Genomic DNA, 19,411 nt, shown 5'->3' with positions numbered 1-19,411 from the left:
GGCAGGTTCCTCAATCTTCGGTTCTTGTCAGATGCGTTCGAGAATCAGGCAGGTTGTTGCGGCGGACGCGCAGATCGCGATCAGTGCGATGGACTTGTCCCGACGCTCCAGTTCGTCGATGACATTGGCCAACAGTCTGATTCCGGTTGCACCGGCCGGGTGGCCCAGCGCGATTGCACCACCGTTGACGTTCAGCAATTCGGGATCGACGCCGTGAACCTGCGCGAACGACATCGGTACCGAAGCAAATGCCTCGTTGACCTCGAACAGGTCGATGTCGTCGATCGTCAGACCGGTGCGGCCGAGCACGATGTTTGCCGCGTCCACGGGACCGTCGAGCATGAACTCGATGTCTCCGCCAATGACGCACTGCGCCAATATCTTTGCCCGCGGCCGCACCCCGAGCATCCTGGCTCGATCCTCGGACATCAGCAGAGCGGCACTCGCACCGTCCGAGACCTGCGAAGACGTTCCAGCGGTGTGCAATCCGCCCTCTTGAACGGTCCGCAGTTTCGCGAGTCCTTCGAGACTCGATTCGCGCAGACCCTGATCCCGATGAACCGGAGCGTCAGAGCCCGGAGCGACCACATCGATGATGTGCGAGTCGATGCGTCCTGCCTCCCATGCTGCTGCGGCTCGCTGCTGCGAGCGCAGCCCGAAGGAGTCGAGATCCTCGCGGCTGAAACCGCGCTTGACAGCAATCCGATCCGCTGCGGTGTACTGGTCGACGGTATCGAGTGACCACGACTCCGGACGTGGTGTTCCGAGGCCGGTACCCACCTTGTAGGTGAGTGGTGCCCGCGACATCAGTTCCACACCGCACGCCACACCCACGTCGACTGCACCGATGGCAATCTGCCCGGCAATCAACTGCACCGATTGCTGCGCGGTTCCGCACTGCGCGTCGATCGTGGTGCAGCCCGCTTCCAACGGAAGGCCCGCATGCATCCAGGACGTACGCACGATGTTTCCGAACTGCTCACCGAGAGGCGTCACACAGCCGCCGATGACCTGGTCGACCGCGCCAGGATCCACGCCCACCCGATCCAGCACGCCTTTCTGCGCATAACCCAACAGTTCCGCCGCGTGGACTCCGGACAGCCAACCCTCACGCTTGCCGAACGGCGTTCGTGCTGCGTCCACGATGACGGGCTTCATGCCAACTCCTCGGTTCGTAATGCTGGGTTCTCCGGTAATGCTGCGCCGTCCAGACCACGCACGGTCAGGGACCACTCGTCGATCAGGTCCAAGCTGACGCTCGAGCGCGCGGTGAACTCGGTGTCGCAATCACACAGCGCTGTGACCGCTTCCACCATTTCTTCCATAGATTCGACCTGATCCGGCCGGATAGTCTCACCGACCAGGACTCTGGCGCCCTCACTGAGCACCGCTGCCCGCGGTTGAACCGTGTTGACGCGAACCCCCTGGCCGTAGAGTTCCACGCCCATGCCGTTGCTCATCCTGTTGAGCGCTGCTTTGGACGCGCCGTACACGGTCATGGCAGTTCCCGGTTCGACCCACGTGAACGGCGGGCCATGCCACGGCTTGACGGTGCCACTGGACACGTTCACGATCCAGCCGTATCCGTTTGCCACCATCCCCGGCACCACGGCTTGCATCAGATCGAGCGGTGCATGGACATTTGCCTCGAACATCAACCGTCGCCGCCGCAGTGGGTAATCCGAGAGCGGCTGATAGATCGCCGCTGCCGCGTTGTTCACCAGGATGTCGATCGTCCCGCCAAGCTTCTCGATCGCCAGCGGCACAACGGTGTCGCGCTGCTGCTCGTCCGTCAGATCTGCGACAACTATCTCGACTTTGTTTCCGTACTTGGCAATTCGAGCCGCAGTCTCTTCGAGACTGCCCGGCAGGGTTGCGTGTGCACCGAGCGTCCGGGCCACGAGAGCGACGTCAGCGCCTTCCGCTGCCAGCCTCTCTGCGACGCCTGCACCGATTCCGCGGCTGGAACCGGTGACAAGCGCTCGGCGTCCTTCGAAGCGATCGGTCATGCTACTTCCACTTCGCGGCGAAGCGATTGATGCTCTCCGCAATCCGAGCAACTTCGTCGTCACGCAAACCGTGGCTCATGCCGAGTGTCATGCCGCGGGCAAAAACTGCGTCCGCTTCCGGCAAACCTTCGGCCGGCTGGCGAAATTCGATGTTGTTCATCATGGGGTGACGAGTGACGTTGCCGCTCCACACGGTTCGGGTGTCGATGCCGTCGGCCTCGATGGCTTCCTGCAGGTCGCTGCGCGTGAAGGGGGCGTTCTCGTTGATCATCACCGGGTAACACAGCCACGCCGTGTCGAGACCGTCGAGTTCTACCGGCGTCGTGAAGAATTCAGGATGGGCGCCGTATGCCGCCGAGAAGGCCGCAAATGTTGCCTTACGCGTCTTGTAGTTCTGTTCCAGCTTGTCGAGCTGCACGACGCCGTAAGCTGCGCCAAGTTCGGAGGGCTCGAAGTTCCACGACATGAGCTCGAAGATGAAGTCGTTGTCGTAGTCGACGCCGTCGAGTTCTTCACGGAAGACTCGGCCGGACTTGGTACTGCCGAACAGGTTCGGCTCGCTACGACGGCCCCAGCGGCGAAGCAGCAAAGCCTTGTCACGGCTGGCTTCGTCGTCGACGCACACCATTCCACCGGTTCCCGCGCACGTGATGATGTGTGCCATCGAGAAACTGGTGACGACGATGTCCGCCCGAGACCCGGTGGGAGTACCGCGGAGCGTGGCGCCGATCGCGTCACACGAATCCTCGATCACCTTGAGTCCATGGCGATCAGCGATATCACGAATGACGTCCCAGTCCGGGCAGTTGCCGGCGAGGTTCGGCATCAGGATGGCACCGGTCTTCTCGGTGACCATTGCCTCGATCTTGGTGACGTCGACGTTGAACGTGTTGGGTTCCACGTCCACGAACACCGGCACCAGACCGGCACGCACGATCGGTGCGATATCGGTGGAGAACGTCAACGGCGACGTGATGATCTCGCTTCCCGCCGGCAGTCCAAGCAGCTCGACTGCCAAGTACAAACCCGAGGATCCCGAGTTGCACATGACGCCGAACTTCTTGCCGGCCAAGGCCGCGATACGTTCTTCCATCTCGAAGACGTTCTTGCCGATGCGCAATCCTTGATGCCCGCTGCGCAAGACGTCGACAACAGCCTGTATTTCTTCCTCGCCGTGGGTGGCCCTGGCGTAGGTGATCCGCTCGCTCATCTTGTTCCTGCTTTCTCGAATAGGCGGCAGATTCAGCGATCTGCCGAGAGGACGAGCGCACTGTGCGGGACGGGAGAGCCGCCGGTCACGAGCACGTTGTCCAGAGTCTTGGTCGGTTGATTGGTGGAGGTGCCGCGGATCAGGCGTACACCTTCGGCAATGCCGTTGACGCCGTGGATGTATCCCTCACCGAGTTGGCCACCGTGGGTGTTGATCGGCAGGCGACCGTCCAGCTCGAGATTCCCGTCGGCGATGAAGTCTTTTGCCTCACCTCGACCGCAGAATCCGTACTCCTCGAGTTGAAGCAGAACCATCGGAGTGAAGGCGTCGTAGAGAATTGCGGCATCGATGTCGTCCGGGCCGATACCGGCCTGGTCCCACAGTTGGCGCGCCACGAGTTCGACTTCCGGCATGCTGTCGATGTCTTCGCGGTAGTAGCTGCTCATCGAAATCTGTTGTGGACCTACACCTTGCGCAGCACCGCTGATGATCGCAGGTTTGTGCGGCAGGTCGCGGGCGCGCTCCGCGCTGACGATGACCAGCGCCTGTCCACCGTCACTTTCCTGGCAGCAGTCGAGCAGACGGATGGGGTCAGCGATCATGCGCGAGTTCTGATGGTCCTCGATAGTGATCGGGCGTTCGTAGAACCAGGCCTTGGGGTTGTTCGCCGCATGCTTGCGTGAGAGGACCGAGATCTGGCCGAAGTCGGCGCTGGTTGCCCCGTACTTGTGCATGTACAGCTTGGCGAGGAAGGCTTCCTGCTGCGCCGGGGTCAGAAGCCCGTACGGGTTGATCCAGTTCCGATACTCCTGGTCCGTCGACGCGTTGTACGCAAAAGGTGGCGGGCCGGCGCCGAATCGGTGACCTGATCTTTCGTTGAAGGCACGGTAGACGACCACAACGTCGGCAACTCCGCTGGAGACGGCAAGCGCTGCTTGTTGAACCGGTGCGCAGGCACCGCCGCCGCCGTGTGGAATTCGACTGAAGAACGTCAATTCCGGGATCCCGAGGGCGCGTGCGACCGCAATCTCAGGATTGTTCTCCATGGTGAACAGCGCAAATCCGTTCACCTCTTCTGCCTCGATGTGCGCGTCGTCGAGTGCGGCGATCACAGATTCGCACGCCAACTGCCATTCGCTGCGGCCGGAGTTCTTGGAGAACTCGGTGGCGCCGATTCCGGCGATGGCTGCTTGCCTCGAAAATCCTCGTGTCATGCGATTACCCTTTCCACCGGTTCGAGAGTCACGTCGGCCGTCACGTGTGTTCCGCTGGCGTTTTTCCCGAGAACCGTCACGGTGAGCGCCCGGCCGTCTGTGGCGGTGACCTTGCCGGTGAATGTCATGGTGTCTCCGGGAAAGTTCGGAACACCAAGCCGTAGTGATGTTTTGACGATCCGTGACGCCGGGCCGGACCAGTCGGTGATGTAGCGGTCGATGAGCCCGTTGGTGGTGTTGATGCTCATGAAAATGTCGGGAGTTCCGCGATCCTGTGCCTTGCCCGGATCGTGATGCACGTCCTCGAAATCCTGAGAAGAGATCGCGGTGGCGACGATCAGCGTTCGATCCAACGGCAATTCGAGGCTGGGGAGGACCGAACCCACTTCGCAGTCAATCAGTTTCGTCATTGCACCGAACCCCGTCGCCTCAGTTGCGGCAGCATCTCGCCGTGAGCGTGCTCGGAGAAGGTCACTTCGAGTTCCATGCCGAATTCGAGTTCCTCGTGATCGATCCCCGCGATGTCGGCAACCAGACGCGTGCCTTCTTCGAGATCGACGAGTCCGACGGCGAGTGGGTACTCGAAAGCAGGATCCTTCGGGTGATGGATGACCGTGAAGCTGTGCAACGTGCATCGACGCGTGGATTCGACTGTGTCCCAACTGAACGAGCGGCATTCCGGGCACGCGGGTGCGGGTGGGTGGCGCAGCGTCTTGCAATCCGCACACCGTTGGATCTCGAGGCGGCCCTCTTTGGCCGCGGAGAAGAAGAAATCGTTGTCGTCGGTGACGGTGAGTCTCGGAACAGCGGTGTTGCGGGAGCCAGTCTCGCTCATGCGATTACCTCCTGGACTTCGAGTTGGGTATCTGTCTGGGCATCTGGTTTGAACCTGAGCAATCGAAATCGCTCCTCGACCAGTGCCTTTCCGCTCTGGTCGACGTACTTCTTGAACAGAGTGATGAAGCACCCGTGACCGAGAGCCGTCTGTTTGAACGGCGAGATCGCTTCGATGGTGAAATGCGCGGTGACGTGGTCACCGGGGCTCAGCTCCGCGAAATACTCCTGCTCGACGTTGGTCGCGACAACGGAGGTGTATCCGGCCTCGTCCAACAGCGCCAGCAGTCGTGAATAGGCGAAGTCCTCGGAGACTCCGTCGGCACGAAGATGCTGGACCTGCCGATAACGTCGGTAACCCGCCATCACCCAGGTCGAGATCATGGCGGGCGGACAGACGACGTCTCGACGACCGGTACTGCGGGCGGCCTCGGCGTCGACGTAGATCGGGTTGCGGTCGTCGTGCGCCTCGACCCAGTTGCGGATCATCGCCTCGTTGACGGCGTAGCGGGCGACGCGGGGTGGTTCGGCCTCTGCGCCGATGAAATTCGGAAACTGCGTCTGCAGGCTCTGCACTGAAATCCTCCGTGAACGAAAGTTGAGCAAGCGCTTGATTTTGAAGCTAGCATAGGAATCCGGAAGTGGAAACACGCGATCTCACCGACGAATTGGTTCGAGCCGGAGCTATCAGGCAGGATTGCGCTACGTTCGACGCCGGCAGCCCGGCACCCCCGAAACCCTGCCCTGAGCAGGACCGACAACCAGTGGAGATTTCAGTGGCATCACCAGATCGTCGGGAGAAGATCCTGGAGAGCTCAGCCGAGCTGTTCGCCAGGAAGGGTGTCGCCACCACGACCGTTCGCGAGATCGGCGACGCCGCCGGTGTGTTCTCGGGCAGCCTCTACCACTACTTCAAGTCGAAGAATGCGATAGTTGCCGAGCTCATGCGCGGCTTCATCACCGACATTCAGCTCCGCTTCGATCAGGTGGAGAGGACGGCAAACGACCCCGAGGAAGTCCTGCGCGGCTTGATCCGCGAGACGCTGGTCGTCATCGAACTACACCCGCACCCGACGGCGATCTACCAGAACGATCGGGCTTATCTTCGCGACAACGATCTCCTGCAATCCGTCGACGGGCCTTCCCGCCAAGTCCGCGAGCATTGGATGAAAGCGATTGCCGAAGGCGTCGATCAGGGAATCTTCCGCAAAGACGTGGCACCGGAAATTTTCTATCGATCGGTACGAGACACCTTGTGGTCGACAACGCATTGGCCGGATCGCCAGAAGTACACCACCGACGAGTTCGCGGATCTGATGATCACGCTCTTCCTCTCGGGATTCAGGGTCGCCTGACCAGATCCGGCAAATCCAGATGTTTCGGGGTTCGTCCCTGCGGCAACAGGATCGACACCGCGAACACGACCACCGCGCAGCCCGCGCACACCAGGTAGGCGACGGAGAATCCGGTCCACGACGTGGAATGTTCCGAACCGCTGATCACGAATGCAGCGAGAATGGTTGCCACCGTCGCACTGCAGATCGTGCTTCCGGACGTCCGCAGAAGTGAGTTCACCCCGTTGGCAGCCGCCAGTCGCTGACGAGGTACGGCAACCAGAATCAGCAGCGAGAGCGTGCTGTACACGATGGCAGTCCCGACCGCTGTGATACCCAGTGCTGCAACCACTCCCCACAGCGGCTTACCGGCAACGGCGTGAATCCCGTACCCGCCGGCGAGGAACACGGCGCCGGTCAACATCGCGGTCCGTGAACCGAAGCGGTCGGTGATACGCACCGCAACCGGTGAGAACAGCACCATCGCGATACTCGCCGGAATCTGGCAGAGCGCTGCCGCGATGATCGACAGGCCGTACCCGGCACCCGGCCCCTTCATCCCCTGCAGCAGTTGTGTGGTGATCAGTGTGTTCCCGAAAAACGCGAACCCGACCAGCAGAGCCGCCAGATGCGGGATCAACACCGCACGTTTCACGAGAGCACGGACGTCGACCAGCGGATTGACGTTGCGCCGCTGTTGAATTACCCAGAGCGTGAACAGCACCGCCGACGCGGCCAGCATGGAGATCACCGCTCCACTGGTCCACCCCCAACTCGACCCCTGAGTGATCGGCACAAGCAGAGCAATCATCGCGGCGCTCAGACCAACCGCCCCGACGCCGTCGAATCTTCCCGACGGATTCGGCTCGGACTCTCGAATGAACAGCACGGCAGCAAGAGTCACGGACAGCCCGATGGCGGTGGTTACCCAGAACAGGACGTGCCAGTTCGAGTACTGCGCGATCATCGCAGAAAACGGTATGCCCAAAGCGGTTCCGACGCCGAGCGTCGAACTCATCATGGCCACTGCGCCGTTGACCTTGTTACGTGGCAATTCGTCACGCAGCATGGAGATTCCGATGGGGATGACTGCCGACCCGGCCCCCTGCAACGCTCTCGCGAAGATGAGTACAGCGATGTCCGACGACAGCGCACACAACATCGAGCCGAGAGTCATCATCGAGAAAGCAACCAGAAGCATCTTCTTCTTGCCGAACATGTCGGCGAGTCGACCGAAGATGGGAGTGACGACAGCGCCGACCAGCAACGTGACGGTCACCAGCCAGGACACGGCCGTGCGTCCAGCGCCGGTGAAGTGCGGCAACTCCGGCAGCAGTGGAACGATGACCGTCTGCAGAACAGCCTGGAACACTGCGGCGGCGACAACGATGGGGAACAGGAAGCGGGAGCGCGGCTGCGCGAGTCCCGCATCGGAGGTGGTGACTGCAGGCGTGCCCGGCGGACGGTCGAGCGTCGTCACCCCACACCGCCTGTTCTCACTAGGTAAATATCCGTTCACCTACATTAGGTGAACGGATATTTACCTAGCAAGAATTGTGACGCCGCTCACCCGTCGAGCAGCTTTTGCACCAGCGGTGCGTACAGCGCAACCACCTCGTCCTGGGTGCCGGTGGCATGGCCGGCCATCATCCGTCGGCGCATGATCGCCACTCCGACCACCATCGACATCGCCAGTTCCGCGCGCAATCTCGCGTCGGGGCCGGACAGGCGAGCGGCGAGGGTGTCGATCATCTGCGTCGAATAGTTCTCGCGCAGCTTGCGGTTGCTCTCTTCACTGACGCCGCTCATGAACAACAAGCTCATGGACAGCGGCTTGTACGACTCCAACGGCTTGGTGAACAGCGAGACCATGCGCTCGCCGAGCGAGTCGTTCGGGGCATCGAAGACCGTGACCGCCGCTGCCCGGAAGTCGACCAACTCGTCGTACAACTGCTCTTTGGAACCGAAGTACTTGATGATCAGAGGCGCGCTGACGCCTGCGTCTTCGGCGATGTCCTTGAGCGTGATTTCGCGGTACGGCCGAGTCGCGAATGCTTTCCCGGCCGACGCGATGATCTGCGCACGCGTCTGCTCGGACGTACGACGCACCTGCTGACCTTGCTCCGTGCCGCTCATCAAGCGTTCCGCGACAATTCACGACGGCCGGACAATGCGCGACCCAGCGTCAACTCGTCTGCGAATTCGAGATCGCCACCCATCGGAAGACCCGAAGCCAACCGAGACACCGTCAGCCCCGGAATGTCTCGCATCATGCGAACGAGATAGGTAGCTGTCGCCTCACCCTCGGTGTTGGGGTCGGTGGCGATGATGACCTCGGACACGTCGACGCCGTCCTCCTGATTTGCGATGCGAGCCAACAACTCCCGGATACGCAACTGGTCAGGCCCGATCCCCGAGAGCGGATTGAGCGCACCGCCGAGCACGTGATAACGACCCTTGAACTCACGGGTGCGCTCGACGGCCTGGACGTCCTTCGGTTCCTCCACGACGCAGATCACCGTGCGATCGCGACGTGCGTCGGCGCAGATGCGGCACTTCTCCTGATCGGAGACAGTTCCGCACACCGTGCAGAACTGAACGCCGTCACGGATGCGCTGCAATGCATTTTTCAAACGGTCGATCTCGGGAGGCTCCACGGAGAGCAGGTGAAAAGCGATGCGTTGAGCGCTCTTCGGCCCGACTCCGGGAAGCTTCCCGAGTTCGTCGATCAGATCCTGAACCGGACCTTCGTACACGCGTTCTCGTTTCTAGAAGCCGGGGAGACCGGGAAGGCCTCCGCCGAGTCCGCCGGCCAACGGGCCGAGCTTCTCAGCAGCGACTTCCTGTGCCTTACGCGAAGCGTCCTCGATCGCGCCGATCACCAGATCCTGCAGCGTCTCGACATCTTCGGGGTCGACGACCTTGGGATCGATCTGCAGACCGACAACCTCGCCGGTGCCCTTGACCGTGGCGACAACCAGTCCGCCACCGGCCTGACCGGTCACTTCGGCCTGAGCCATTTCCTGCTGCGCCGCCATCAATTGCTGCTGCATCTGCTGAGCCTGAGCCAACAGAGCAGACATGTCGGGTGCTCCACCTGGTTGCACGAGCGGTCCTTTCTACAGAGTTATCCCCACCAGCGTAGTCGGTGCGCGCTACCGTGAGCGGGTGCGCCGGAACCAGTCAGACACCGTAAAACCATCAAGAGGGTCAAACATGGCATCACGTGTGTTCCGCTCCACTGCCCTGATCGCCGTGGTCGGGGCCGGGCTTCTGAGCGCTGCGTGCACGATTCCGACCGAGACTGCCGAGGCCACGACTTCGGTCGAGGTGTCTCCGCTGAGCACTGTCGCCGCTGACGTCCCCGCTGCGCTCACCGGCAAGGTCGTCTTCCTCGATCCCGGGCACAGCGGGGCGAACGACGACAGCATCAACACCCAGGTCCCCACGGGCCGCGGCGGCACCAAGAACTGCCAGACCACCGGCACCAACACCGATGCCGGGTTCCCCGAGCACACCTTCAACTGGGAAGTCGCGAGCCTGGTCAAGAGCGAACTCGAAGGCCAAGGCGCCACAGTGGTCCTGAGTCGACCGGACGACATCAGCGTCGGATCTTGCGTCGACGCACGTGCCGAAGCCGCCAATTCCTCCGGCGCCGACGTAGTGGTGAGCATTCACGCGGACGGCGCAGCAGCCGGAGCCGAGGGCTTCCACGTCTGCTACTCCGCGCCCCCGCTGAACACGGTGCAGGCCGGCCCGTCCGTCGCCTTTGCCGAAACCATGCGCGACTCACTCGTCACCGCCGGGCTCACCCCGTCGACCTACATCGGTGACGACGGGCTGGCACCACGCGCCGATCTGACGGGACTCAATCTGTCGCAGCGGCCGTCGATTCTGGTCGAACTCGGCAACATGCGAAATGCCGACGAGGCAGCGCGCATGACGAGCCCGGACGGTCAGCAGGAATATGCGTCCGCCGTCACCAGCGGAGTCACCGCCTTCCTCACAACCCCCTGACCTGTCTTCTGTGGAGAAATTCCACTTGTCCACAGGTATGTCGGCACCGCCGAGGTAGCCCGCTCACCTGGATACGGTTCTGCCATGGGGCCGATACTTCAGGTAGATTTCGCTGCTCTGCAGCAACTTTCAGCTGATCTGTCTCGAATTGCGGATCAGATCTCGGGGATCGATTCCGCCGGCCCGATTTTCGAAGCCGCGGCGGCCCTGAACTCGTCCGCTGTCGCGGCTGTGTCGACTGGGAATGCCGGCATCATCGCCGACGCGTACCGGCACCTGGCTACGCAATTGGGACTCATGGCGTCGGGAACCGCTGCCGCAGCACGTCTGTACGACGCTGCCGAGGGCGAAGTGGTGTCCGAACTGCGCGGAGCCTACTGATGCAGCCCACCGTCTCTCAGCTTCGAACGTGGTCACCGGAGAAATTGCGCACAAGCGCTTCGGAACTGATCGACATCGACCGGCAGATCGAAGTCCTCGGCAATGACGCCGGACGCAGCATCGACGCCGTCCGCGAATTCTGGCAGGGACAAGCGTCGAGCGCAGCCGCAGTGCAGTGGTCTGGCATCTCGCTTTCCTCGTCGCGGCTGTCGATTGCAGTTCGCGTAGTTGCGGATCTGTATGCCGGAGCGTCCAATACGATCGGTGCGGCGCGAAAATCAGTTCTGGACCTGGTCGAGGAGGCGACTCTCGAACACGGCTTGACGGTGTCAGACAGTGGAGCGGTATCGGCACCTGAGACGAAGCAGCCGTGGAATCTGGCCGACGCCATGCAAGATTCCGAAAACGACACGGCTGCAAAGGTTTTTCAGCAGAAGATCTCCACTGCATTGACGGCACTCGACGACGAAGACAACCGGGCCGCGACTGCTCTGGGTGCGGCATTCCGAGAGATCGGATCACTCCTTGGCAATCAGCCTGATCGCCTCGACCGCACTGTCCTCGACATCCTCGACGGGAGGTCGACACTCCCCGGGACACCCACGGAGCTACACCGACTCTGGGAATCGCTCACGCCCAACGAGAAAGACGCGTTGGCGAGGTGGGATCCGTCCATCGGTAGCCGGGACGGCCTTCCCGCTCTGGACCGGGACTACTACAACCGGCGGTACCTCTCTGCGCTCGAGCAGTTACCGGATCGAACGGTAGCTGCCGGATACACGGCCGTGCGCGGCGAACTTCGACCGGACACGTTCCTTCTCTCGGTCACGGATGGGCATGCCGTCGTGGCAGTCGGTAATCCCGATGCCGCCGGCAACGTCGCAACACTGGTTCCCGGAACCGGCTCCGGGCTGTCGGGCGTCGGCGGAGACCTGCAACGAACCAAGGCCATGTACGACGCGACGGTCAGGGCGGCGCCAACGGAAGCCACATCAGTGATCCTGTGGTCCGGATACGACGCTCCCCCAGGCATTCCCGACGCAGCCTCGGATCGGTACGCCAACTCCGCAGCGCCGAGGCTCGACAGCTTCCAGGACGGGTTACGAACCTCGCATGACGGCCCGCCTTCGCACAACGTGGTGATCGGTCATTCCTACGGCAGCACCGTCGTCGGTGCCGCGACTACCCGTGGCGCTTCTCTCGACGTCGATGAACTGGTTTTTGTCGCAAGCCCCGGCGTCGATGCCGAGCGCGTGAACGAACTGAGCCTGGACGGCGTCGACTCCGCCGAGATGGCTCACCATGTTCATTCGACGACGGCCTTCTGGGATCCGGTCCAATTGATCCCCAAGATCCTCGGAGTCCACGGGTTCGACCCGTCGGATCCGGAATTCGGCGCGCAGGTATTCACCGGATCTCCCGGGGAGCCTGGGTTCGGAGTTCACAGCGATTACTGGGAAAGCGGAAACCCCGCACTCACCGAATTGGGGCGGATCATTACCGGCCCGTGAAAGAAAGCGCCGTACCGGTGAAGGTACGACGCCATCTCGGTGATGCAGGATCGGTTAGACGAGTTCGCGCTTGAGGTTGTCCAGGACCTGGGCCTGGATGCGCTGCAGACCCTTCGGAGCGAACGTGCGCTCGAAGAAGCCGCCGATACCGGTGGCACCCTGCCACTGGGTGAGCGTCGTCACCGTCGTTCCGGTGCCGTTGGGGGCAACGGTCCAGGTGGTGACGAGGCTGGAGTTCGCGTCCTTCTCGGTGATGACGTTGCCGTCGACCGTCACTGTCGCCTTGACGTTGCGCGAGCGCTTTTCCGTCGCCTTGAGCGTCCACTGCGCGACGGTTCCGTCACCCTGGCCACCTTCGACGACCTTGTAGTCGAGGTACTGCTCGGACAGGATTCGCGGGCGAACCGTCTCGTAGTCCGAGAGCGCCGCGAGCACCTTGTCGGGTGCTGCTGTGACGACTGTCGAACTCATTGCATTGACCTGACCCATATGCCCTACGTCTCCTTGCTCGACCAACGCGGCTCGATACCGCGAATGACTACCCGAATCCGCACCTCGAACTGCGCAGATATTCCTTTCCATACTGCCTGCTGCGCCCGGGTATCTCGACCATCTACCCATTCCGTGTGAGCTGGTTCACCACTCGGAGCATTTACCGAGTTCGATTGCAACAACTCGATCAAATTCGGGCATTAATACCCCTCCGGATAGCTTGCACACGCAACTACCGATAGCGTCAGGGTGTGACTCTCTCGTTCAATGGGGTAGTTCAGAAGTTAGATCGAATCCGGACAAAGCAAGGCCCGGGTTCCGATGCTGCGCGTGAAATGGGGTTCGAGCAGCACAGAGAAGGCGTCGAACGCCTACTCGCGTCATACCGCGCCATTCCCGCCGATGCTTCTGTACGCCTGGCAAAGAAGACATCCAATCTGTTCCGCGCTCGCGCCAAGACGTCGGCCCCCGGCCTCGACGTCAGCGGTCTGGCAGGTGTCATCGCCGTCGATGCGCAGGCGCGCACAGCCGACGTCGCCGGCATGTGCACGTACGAGGACCTCGTCGACGCGACGCTGCCCTACGGGCTGGCGCCCCTGGTCGTGCCTCAACTCAAGACCATCACCCTGGGCGGTGCGGTGACCGGCCTGGGCATCGAGTCCACCTCGTTCCGCAACGGCCTGCCGCACGAGTCGGTACTCGAAATCGACGTACTGACCGGAAGCGGCGAGATCATCACCGCAACACCGGACGGCGAACACGCCGAACTGTTCTTCGGTTTCCCCAATTCCTACGGCACCCTTGGCTATTCGACGCGATTGAAGATCGCACTCGAACCCGTCAAGAAGTACGTCGCCTTGCGCCACGTGCGCTTCGATTCGTTGAAGAAACTCGAAGAAACGATGGATCGCATCGTCACCGAACGCGAGTACGACGGGATCGCCGTCGACTATCTCGACGGGGTGGTCTTCACCGATTCCGAGAGCTACCTCACACTCGGCGTGCAAACCGACGAGGAAGGCCCGGTCAGCGATTACACCGACCAGGACATCTTCTACCGGTCGATCCAGCATTCGTCACTCACCCAGCCCAAGACGGATCGCTTGACCATTCGCGACTACCTGTGGCGCTGGGACACCGACTGGTTCTGGTGCTCACGAGCTTTCGGTGCACAGAACCCGAAGATCCGGCGCTTCTGGCCCAAGCAGTACCTGCGCAGCAGCTTCTACTGGAAGCTGATCGCCCTCGACCACAAGTACGACATCGGAGATCGCCTCGAAAAGCGCAAGGGCAAGCCCCCGCGCGAACGCGTCGTCCAGGACGTCGAGGTACCCATCGAACGAACCGCGGACTTCGTCTCGTGGTTCCTCGAGGAAATCCCGATCGAACCACTGTGGTTGTGCCCGTTGCGTCTTCGTGAGCCAAGCCCGGCCGCCGCTTCTGCATCACGGCCGTGGCCCCTCTACCCCCTCGAACCCAAGCGCACCTACGTCAACATCGGCTTCTGGTCTTCGGTGCCGATCGTTCCCGGTGAGCGCGAGGGGGCAGCAAATCGACTGATCGAAGAAAAGGTCAGCGATTTCGACGGACACAAATCGCTCTACTCCGACTCCTACTACTCGAAGGAAGACTTCGAGGAGCTGTACTACGGCGGCGACCGGTACATCGGACTCAAGGAACGCTACGACCCGAAATCCCGTTTATTGGATCTATTCTCTAAGGCGGTGCAACGTAAATGACCACGTTCAAAGACTCCAAAAGCCAGGACAAGCTCTCTATTGCCGAGATTCTCGAGACGCTTTCCGACGGCATGCTGCCGCTTCGATTCACCGCGTACGACGGCAGCACCGCCGGCCCCGAAGATGCCGACTACGGACTGCACCTCAAGTCGACTCGCGGAACCACTTATCTCGCAACAGCTCCCGGCGACCTCGGCATGGCCCGCGCGTACGTCTCCGGCGATCTCGAAGCCGAGGGTGTCCACCCCGGTGATCCGTACGAGATCCTGCGCATCATGGGTGACGAACTCCACCTCAAGCGCCCGTCCGCACTGACGCTCGCCAGCATCACGCGCTCCCTGGGCTGGGATCTGTTGCGGCCCATCGCCCCGCCGCCCCAGGAACATCTCCCTCGCTGGCGTCGCGTCGCAGAAGGACTGCGTCACTCCAAGACTCGTGACGCCGAAGTCATCCATCACCACTACGACGTCTCCAACACCTTCTACGAGTACGTCCTCGGCCCGTCCATGACGTACACCTGTGCCGCTTACGACAATGCGGAACAGACGCTCGAAGAAGCCCAGGAGAACAAGTACCGCCTGGTGTTCGAGAAGCTCGGACTCCAGAAGGGTGATCGACTTCTCGACATCGGCTGCGGCTGGGGCTCGATGGTCCGCTACGCGGCCAGGCGCGGCGTCAAGGTGATCGGCGTGACTCTCTCTCGCGAGCAAGCGGATTGGGCACAGAAGGCCATCGAGGACGAGGGCCTCGCCGATCTCGCCCAGGTCCGTTTCTCCGACTACCGCGACGTGGCCGAGACCGGATTCGACGCAGTGTCCTCCATCGGCCTGACCGAGCACATCGGCGTCGGAAACTACCCGGCGTACTTCGAGTTCCTCAAGGGCAAGCTGCGTGAGGGTGGGCGTCTGCTCAACCACTGCATCACCCGTCCGGACAACCGAAGCAGCGCCAAGGCAGGCGGATTCATCGACCGGTACGTCTTCCCCGACGGGGAGCTCACCGGTTCGGGTCGCATCATCTCCGAGATCCAGAACGTCGGCCTCGAGGTGCGTCACGAAGAGAACCTTCGCGAGCACTACGCACTGACGCTCGCCGGATGGTGCCAGAATCTCGTCGACAACTGGGACGCCTGCGTCGCCGAGGTCGGCGAAGGAACCGCCCGCGTCTGGGGCCTGTACATGGCCGGCTCACGACTCGGGTTCGAGCGCAATGTCGTTCAGCTGCACCAGGTTCTGGCCGTGAAGCTCGGCCCCAAGGGTGAGGCGCATGTGCCGCTTCGCCCGTGGTGGAAGGCCTAGGGGCAAAGCCCCTGTGCGCCTTTTTGGTAGTCGGCACTACCAAAAAGGCGCACAGGTGCCGCAGGCACCCGACTGCGTCCTCACCCAGCCTCCGCGCCGCAAGACCGTCTCCACTTCATGTGCAACCTGGCACGGGGTCTTCATCACCTCGTCGAATCCGTAGACCAACCGCGGACGACCTGCCAGCTCTGCCGCATTGTCACGGCGGCGATCACGAAATGCCACCTCGGCCATGGAATGCGCCCACCGACCGTCGAGACGCACGATCAGCGGCACACTGACTTCGCTGTAATCGCAGTCCTCGTACAGCGTGCGGCCGTCGACGCGGACCGGAGACTGGCGTCTGGCCGACGGCAACCCGTGCGCCTGCTCCACGTCGACCGCATAGTGGTATTCGAGCGTTGACTGCACCCCGTCTGCCAGGAGTCGTACCGCATCGGAAAGCGCACCCTTGAATCGATGTGGTGTTCGTTCGTCAATCCGACGGCGCACATCGTTCAACGGAATTCGCGCATTTGTCACTGTGGTGATGAGTGAAACGTAGGCGCTTCGCGCTGTGGATTCGGCGGTCGCAAGATCAATCGCGGTATCCGCCCGCGACGTTCGAGGTATGACTGACGGCACGCCGATGTATCGGTGGGCTCGGGATCGGTGGACGACTACCCCAGGGTGAACCACGCCACCCACTCTGACAAGTGCACCCGACGTTCGCGCTGGAACTCGGCGGATTGTCGCGGACTGACAGCGAGCCGACTTGCCGTAGGGCACGGTGACATGGACTGGCTTGTCTGCGTCGATGCGACGCATTCCCCATTCCTCAGCTGCAGTGTCGTGGCTCAGAATCGCTTGCGGGCCACCATAAAGCCAAGCGGCGTTCAAGATCATTTCTCTGGTGAGCGGGCCAGCGGTCACTGCATACACGCCTTGTAGAACGCGCTGCCATTCGCCGCGGTCCAGAAAGTTCCGCAGCATCCCTCGGTTGTATCCGAATGACGAGAGTTGCTGTTGCCGTACCAGACCGGATTGCGCATCGAGAATCCGGAGAAACTCGCTTCCACCATGAGACGTAGTCATGGCACCAAGCGTCAGGCCGAACTCCGACAGGACTGACGTGAAATTCGCTGTCGGAGTTCGTCTGTGGATAACTCACAAGCTGGGGATAAACCCCTGTGCGCCTTTTTGGTAGCCGTAACTACCAAAAAGGCGCACGGGGGCTATGCCCCTAGCGAAGCCGGCGGGGTGAACCGCGGGCCGTACTGCGCAGCGAGTTCCTTTGCACGAGCGACGAAGCCGGCCGTGCCGCCCTCGTAACCGACGATGAACTGGTGAACGCCACCGGTCCAGGCCGGGAATCCGATGCCCATGATGGAGCCGATGTTGGCGTCCGCCGTGGTGATCAGGACGTTCTCGTCGAAGCACTTCTGCGTCTCGATCGCCTCGATGAACAGCATGCGGTCGATGAGGTCCTGGATCGGGGCGTCGGAGGTTCCGGAGTTGAAGTTCTCGCGGAGTCCGGACCACAGGCCGGTGCGCTTGCCCTCGGCGTAATCGTAGAAGCCGGCTCCACCGAGCTTGCCCTTACGATCGAACTTCTCGACGAGGGTGTTGATGACCTCGCCGGCCGGATCTGCCGGCAGTTCCTTGCCTTCGGCCTTGGCGGCGTCGGCAGATTCCTTGCGGATCTTCTGCATGAGGGTGAGGTTGAGCTCATCCGAAAGCTGAAGCGGCGCAGCCGGGTAACCGGCCTGCATACCGGCCTGCTCGATGGTGGCAGGCTCGACGCCCTCGGCGAGCATGCCGATGGCCTCGTTGATGAAGGTGCCGATGACACGCGAGGTGAAGAAGCCACGCGAGTCGTTGACCACGATCGGCGTCTTGCGGATCGCCTGGACGTAGTCGAACACGCGAGCCAGAGTCTCGTCGGAGGTCTTCTCACCGCGGATGATCTCCACCAGCGGCATCTTGTCGACGGGCGAGAAGAAGTGGATGCCGATGAAGTCTTCCTGACGCTTCACGCCGGTGGCGAGACCCGTGATGGGCAGCGTCGAGGTGTTCGAGCCCAGCAGTGCCTTGGGATCGACGATGTCCTCGATCTCCTGGAACACCTTGTGCTTGAGTTCCTGGCTCTCGAAAACTGCTTCGATGACGAAGTCGACGCCGGCGAAATCTGCCGGGTCAGCCGTCGGGGTGATCTTGGCGAGGAGTGCGTCGGACTTCTCCTGCGTGGTCTTGCCGCGCGAGAGCGCCTTGGCCTCAATGCCTTCGGAGTACGCCTTGCCCTTGTTCGCAGCCTCGATGGTGACGTCCTTGAGCACGACGTCGAAGCCTGCCTTGGCGGAGACGTACGCGATGCCCGCGCCCATCATGCCCGCGCCGAGGACACCGACCTTCTTGATGGTGGACTTCTCGATGCCTGCCGGACGTGAACCGCCGCCGTTGATCGACTGCAGGTCGAAGAAGAACGCCTGGATCATGTTCTTCGCGACGCGGCCGGTCACCAGCGAGGTGAAGTAGCGAGCCTCGATGAGCAGCGCGTTGTCGATGTCGACCTGCGAACCCTCGACGGCTGCGGCCATGATGGCGCGCGGAGCCGGCATCGGAGCGCCCTTGAGCTGCTTACGCAGGTTCGCGGGGAACGCCGGAAGGTTGGCAGCGAATGCCGGAGTGGACGGAGTTCCGCCAGGGATCTTGTAGCCCTTGACATCCCACGGCTGAACGCCGCCTTCGGGGTTGGCCTTGATCCATGCCTTCGCAGCCGGAACCAGCTCCTCTACCGAGCCGACGACCTCGTCGATGAGGCCGACTTCCTTGGCCTGAACGGGTCCACGCTGCTGCCCCTGGAGCAGGACGCCCATGAGCGCGTTCTGCAGGCCGAGCATCCGCACGGTACGCACGACGCCGCCGCCGCCGGGCAGCAGGCCGAGGGTGACCTCGGGCAGGCCGATCTTGACTCCCTTGACGTCTGCCGCGATGCGGTGGTGGGTCGCGAGAGCGATCTCGAGGCCGCCGCCGAGTGCCGCGCCGTTGATGGCGGCGACGACCGGCTTGCCGAGAGTTTCGAGGCGACGCAGGTCTGCCTTGATCTCGACGCTGTGGTTGTAGATCTCCTCGGCCTGCTCGGGGCCGACCTTGATCATGTTCTTGAGGTCGCCACCGGCGAAGAAGGTCTTCTTGCCGGAAGTGATGACGGCACCGGTGATGGAGTCCTTCTCGGCGACCAGACGGTCGACGGTGGCCTTCATCGACGCGATGTACGCGTCGTTCATGGTGTTTGCGCCCTGGTTGGGATCGTTGATGGTGAGCACGACGATGCCGTCGGCGTCCTGGTCCCAGTTGATGATGTTCTGATCAGTCACTTTGCTTGACTCCTGG

At 62.1% G+C, this 19,411-nt stretch carries 20 protein-coding genes; 6 read left to right on the top strand and 14 right to left on the bottom strand.

The genetic code is table 11. The features are described 5' to 3' along the window. Window positions 1-27: 27 nt before the first annotated feature. Genes A0W34_RS02185 through A0W34_RS02155 form a run of 7 tightly spaced genes read right to left on the bottom strand, consistent with a single transcriptional unit; the run spans window position 28 to window position 5,843 of the window. Complete coding sequence (locus tag A0W34_RS02185; RefSeq protein ID WP_081557250.1) at window positions 28-1,158, bottom strand: steroid 3-ketoacyl-CoA thiolase; 1,131 nt, start codon at window positions 1,156-1,158, stop codon at window positions 28-30. Then, complete coding sequence (locus A0W34_RS02180) at window positions 1,155-2,009, bottom strand: SDR family NAD(P)-dependent oxidoreductase (RefSeq protein ID WP_042447783.1); 855 nt, start codon at window positions 2,007-2,009, stop codon at window positions 1,155-1,157. The genes A0W34_RS02185 and A0W34_RS02180 overlap by 4 nt, the downstream gene beginning before the upstream one ends. 1 nt (window position 2,010) lies before the next feature. Next, a complete protein-coding gene (locus A0W34_RS02175; protein WP_047271586.1) occupies window positions 2,011-3,219 on the bottom strand; it encodes a DegT/DnrJ/EryC1/StrS family aminotransferase in 1,209 nt (402 codons plus the stop codon). Between the two features lie 32 nt (window positions 3,220-3,251). Continuing rightward, complete coding sequence (locus A0W34_RS02170) at window positions 3,252-4,433, bottom strand: lipid-transfer protein (RefSeq protein WP_047888076.1); 1,182 nt, start codon at window positions 4,431-4,433, stop codon at window positions 3,252-3,254. Next, complete coding sequence (locus tag A0W34_RS02165) at window positions 4,430-4,843, bottom strand: acyl dehydratase (RefSeq protein WP_081557249.1); 414 nt, start codon at window positions 4,841-4,843, stop codon at window positions 4,430-4,432. Before A0W34_RS02165 ends, A0W34_RS02170 begins: the two co-directional genes overlap by 4 nt. Beyond that, window positions 4,840-5,268 carry a Zn-ribbon domain-containing OB-fold protein gene (locus tag A0W34_RS02160; protein ID WP_081557248.1) on the bottom strand — a complete coding sequence of 143 codons (429 nt, stop codon included), beginning with the start codon at window positions 5,266-5,268 and terminating at the stop codon, window positions 4,840-4,842. The genes A0W34_RS02165 and A0W34_RS02160 overlap by 4 nt, the downstream gene beginning before the upstream one ends. Further along, on the bottom strand, window positions 5,265-5,843 hold the full coding sequence (locus A0W34_RS02155; protein ID WP_081557247.1) for an FAS1-like dehydratase domain-containing protein: 579 nt from the start codon (window positions 5,841-5,843) through the stop codon (window positions 5,265-5,267). Before A0W34_RS02155 ends, A0W34_RS02160 begins: the two co-directional genes overlap by 4 nt. 65 nt (window positions 5,844-5,908) lie before the next feature. Between A0W34_RS02155 and A0W34_RS02150 the strand changes: the two genes are divergently transcribed. Next, window positions 5,909-6,622: a TetR/AcrR family transcriptional regulator gene (locus tag A0W34_RS02150; RefSeq protein WP_178377329.1), complete on the top strand. Its 714-nt coding sequence runs from the start codon at window positions 5,909-5,911 to the stop codon at window positions 6,620-6,622. Here the strand turns inward: A0W34_RS02150 and A0W34_RS02145 are convergent. From A0W34_RS02145 to A0W34_RS02130, 4 genes are all read right to left on the bottom strand, one after another. Further along, window positions 6,609-8,081 carry an MFS transporter gene (locus A0W34_RS02145; protein ID WP_007731537.1) on the bottom strand — a complete coding sequence of 491 codons (1,473 nt, stop codon included), beginning with the start codon at window positions 8,079-8,081 and terminating at the stop codon, window positions 6,609-6,611. The two genes, A0W34_RS02150 and A0W34_RS02145, sit on opposite strands and share 14 nt — an antisense overlap. Window positions 8,082-8,167: 86 nt before the next feature. After that, complete coding sequence (locus A0W34_RS02140; RefSeq protein ID WP_007731538.1) at window positions 8,168-8,737, bottom strand: TetR/AcrR family transcriptional regulator; 570 nt, start codon at window positions 8,735-8,737, stop codon at window positions 8,168-8,170. Continuing rightward, on the bottom strand, window positions 8,737-9,357 hold the full coding sequence (gene recR, locus A0W34_RS02135) for a recombination mediator RecR (RefSeq protein ID WP_003943917.1): 621 nt from the start codon (window positions 9,355-9,357) through the stop codon (window positions 8,737-8,739). The genes A0W34_RS02140 and recR overlap by 1 nt, the downstream gene beginning before the upstream one ends. 12 nt (window positions 9,358-9,369) lie before the next feature. Beyond that, entirely contained in the window at window positions 9,370-9,708 is a 339-nt protein-coding gene (locus A0W34_RS02130; RefSeq protein WP_003943929.1) for a YbaB/EbfC family nucleoid-associated protein, read from the bottom strand. Window positions 9,709-9,817: 109 nt separating this feature from the next. On the opposite strand from A0W34_RS02130, the gene A0W34_RS02125 reads away from it, so the two are divergent. The 3 genes from A0W34_RS02125 to A0W34_RS02115 all read left to right on the top strand — a co-directional run bounded on the left by A0W34_RS02125 (window position 9,818) and on the right by A0W34_RS02115 (window position 12,510). Beyond that, window positions 9,818-10,618, top strand: coding sequence for an Rv3717 family N-acetylmuramoyl-L-alanine amidase (locus A0W34_RS02125; protein ID WP_030535716.1), 801 nt, complete (start codon window positions 9,818-9,820; stop codon window positions 10,616-10,618). Window positions 10,619-10,702: 84 nt separating this feature from the next. After that, window positions 10,703-10,999, top strand: coding sequence for a hypothetical protein (locus tag A0W34_RS02120; protein ID WP_030535717.1), 297 nt, complete (start codon window positions 10,703-10,705; stop codon window positions 10,997-10,999). Next, entirely contained in the window at window positions 10,999-12,510 is a 1,512-nt protein-coding gene (locus A0W34_RS02115; RefSeq protein ID WP_064073536.1) for an alpha/beta hydrolase, read from the top strand. Before A0W34_RS02120 ends, A0W34_RS02115 begins: the two co-directional genes overlap by 1 nt. A gap of 54 nt (window positions 12,511-12,564) precedes the next feature. Here A0W34_RS02115 and A0W34_RS02110 read toward each other — a convergent pair whose 3' ends face one another. Beyond that, window positions 12,565-12,999 (bottom strand): SRPBCC family protein, encoded by a 435-nt coding sequence (locus A0W34_RS02110; RefSeq protein WP_003943959.1) that lies wholly within the window; start codon window positions 12,997-12,999, stop codon window positions 12,565-12,567. A gap of 338 nt (window positions 13,000-13,337) precedes the next feature. Between A0W34_RS02110 and A0W34_RS02100 the strand changes: the two genes are divergently transcribed. Both A0W34_RS02100 and A0W34_RS02095 read left to right on the top strand, forming a co-directional pair. Beyond that, complete coding sequence (locus tag A0W34_RS02100; protein ID WP_007731548.1) at window positions 13,338-14,741, top strand: FAD-binding oxidoreductase; 1,404 nt, start codon at window positions 13,338-13,340, stop codon at window positions 14,739-14,741. Then, complete coding sequence (locus tag A0W34_RS02095) at window positions 14,738-16,039, top strand: class I SAM-dependent methyltransferase (protein ID WP_003943932.1); 1,302 nt, start codon at window positions 14,738-14,740, stop codon at window positions 16,037-16,039. The genes A0W34_RS02100 and A0W34_RS02095 overlap by 4 nt, the downstream gene beginning before the upstream one ends. A gap of 36 nt (window positions 16,040-16,075) precedes the next feature. On the opposite strand, the gene A0W34_RS02090 is transcribed toward A0W34_RS02095, so the two are convergent. Together A0W34_RS02090 and A0W34_RS02085 are read right to left on the bottom strand one after the other, a co-directional pair. Further along, window positions 16,076-17,113, bottom strand: a complete 1,038-nt coding sequence (locus A0W34_RS02090) for a type IV toxin-antitoxin system AbiEi family antitoxin domain-containing protein (RefSeq protein WP_003943834.1) — start codon at window positions 17,111-17,113, stop codon at window positions 16,076-16,078. Between the two features lie 140 nt (window positions 17,114-17,253). Then, on the bottom strand, window positions 17,254-19,395 hold the full coding sequence (locus A0W34_RS02085) for a 3-hydroxyacyl-CoA dehydrogenase NAD-binding domain-containing protein (protein ID WP_030535720.1): 2,142 nt from the start codon (window positions 19,393-19,395) through the stop codon (window positions 17,254-17,256). Window positions 19,396-19,411: the final 16 nt, after the last annotated feature.

This window comes from Rhodococcus sp. BH4, from assembly GCF_002079265.1.
GTDB lineage: Bacteria > Actinomycetota > Actinomycetes > Mycobacteriales > Mycobacteriaceae > Rhodococcus_F > Rhodococcus_F qingshengii.
Note: the sequence above shows the minus strand (reverse complement) of the source record. Positions and strands in the feature narration are given on the sequence as shown.

What these genes read in the sequence shown, in the direction of transcription:
- A0W34_RS02185 (WP_081557250.1), bottom strand. Translation starts at nt 1,158, where the DNA reads ATGAAGCCCGTCATCGTGGACGCAGCACGAACGCCGTTCGGCAAGCGT.
- A0W34_RS02180 (WP_042447783.1), bottom strand. Translation starts at nt 2,009, where the DNA reads ATGACCGATCGCTTCGAAGGACGCCGAGCGCTTGTCACCGGTTCCAGC.
- A0W34_RS02175 (WP_047271586.1), bottom strand. Translation starts at nt 3,219, where the DNA reads ATGAGCGAGCGGATCACCTACGCCAGGGCCACCCACGGCGAGGAAGAA.
- A0W34_RS02170 (WP_047888076.1), bottom strand. Translation starts at nt 4,433, where the DNA reads ATGACACGAGGATTTTCGAGGCAAGCAGCCATCGCCGGAATCGGCGCC.
- A0W34_RS02165 (WP_081557249.1), bottom strand. Translation starts at nt 4,843, where the DNA reads ATGACGAAACTGATTGACTGCGAAGTGGGTTCGGTCCTCCCCAGCCTC.
- A0W34_RS02160 (WP_081557248.1), bottom strand. Translation starts at nt 5,268, where the DNA reads ATGAGCGAGACTGGCTCCCGCAACACCGCTGTTCCGAGACTCACCGTC.
- A0W34_RS02140 (WP_007731538.1), bottom strand. Translation starts at nt 8,737, where the DNA reads ATGAGCGGCACGGAGCAAGGTCAGCAGGTGCGTCGTACGTCCGAGCAG.
- A0W34_RS02125 (WP_030535716.1), top strand. Translation starts at nt 9,818, where the DNA reads ATGGCATCACGTGTGTTCCGCTCCACTGCCCTGATCGCCGTGGTCGGG.
- A0W34_RS02120 (WP_030535717.1), top strand. Translation starts at nt 10,703, where the DNA reads ATGGGGCCGATACTTCAGGTAGATTTCGCTGCTCTGCAGCAACTTTCA.
- A0W34_RS02115 (WP_064073536.1), top strand. Translation starts at nt 10,999, where the DNA reads ATGCAGCCCACCGTCTCTCAGCTTCGAACGTGGTCACCGGAGAAATTG.
- A0W34_RS02110 (WP_003943959.1), bottom strand. Translation starts at nt 12,999, where the DNA reads ATGGGTCAGGTCAATGCAATGAGTTCGACAGTCGTCACAGCAGCACCC.
- A0W34_RS02100 (WP_007731548.1), top strand. Translation starts at nt 13,338, where the DNA reads ATGGGGTTCGAGCAGCACAGAGAAGGCGTCGAACGCCTACTCGCGTCA.
- A0W34_RS02095 (WP_003943932.1), top strand. Translation starts at nt 14,738, where the DNA reads ATGACCACGTTCAAAGACTCCAAAAGCCAGGACAAGCTCTCTATTGCC.
- A0W34_RS02090 (WP_003943834.1), bottom strand. Translation starts at nt 17,113, where the DNA reads ATGACTACGTCTCATGGTGGAAGCGAGTTTCTCCGGATTCTCGATGCG.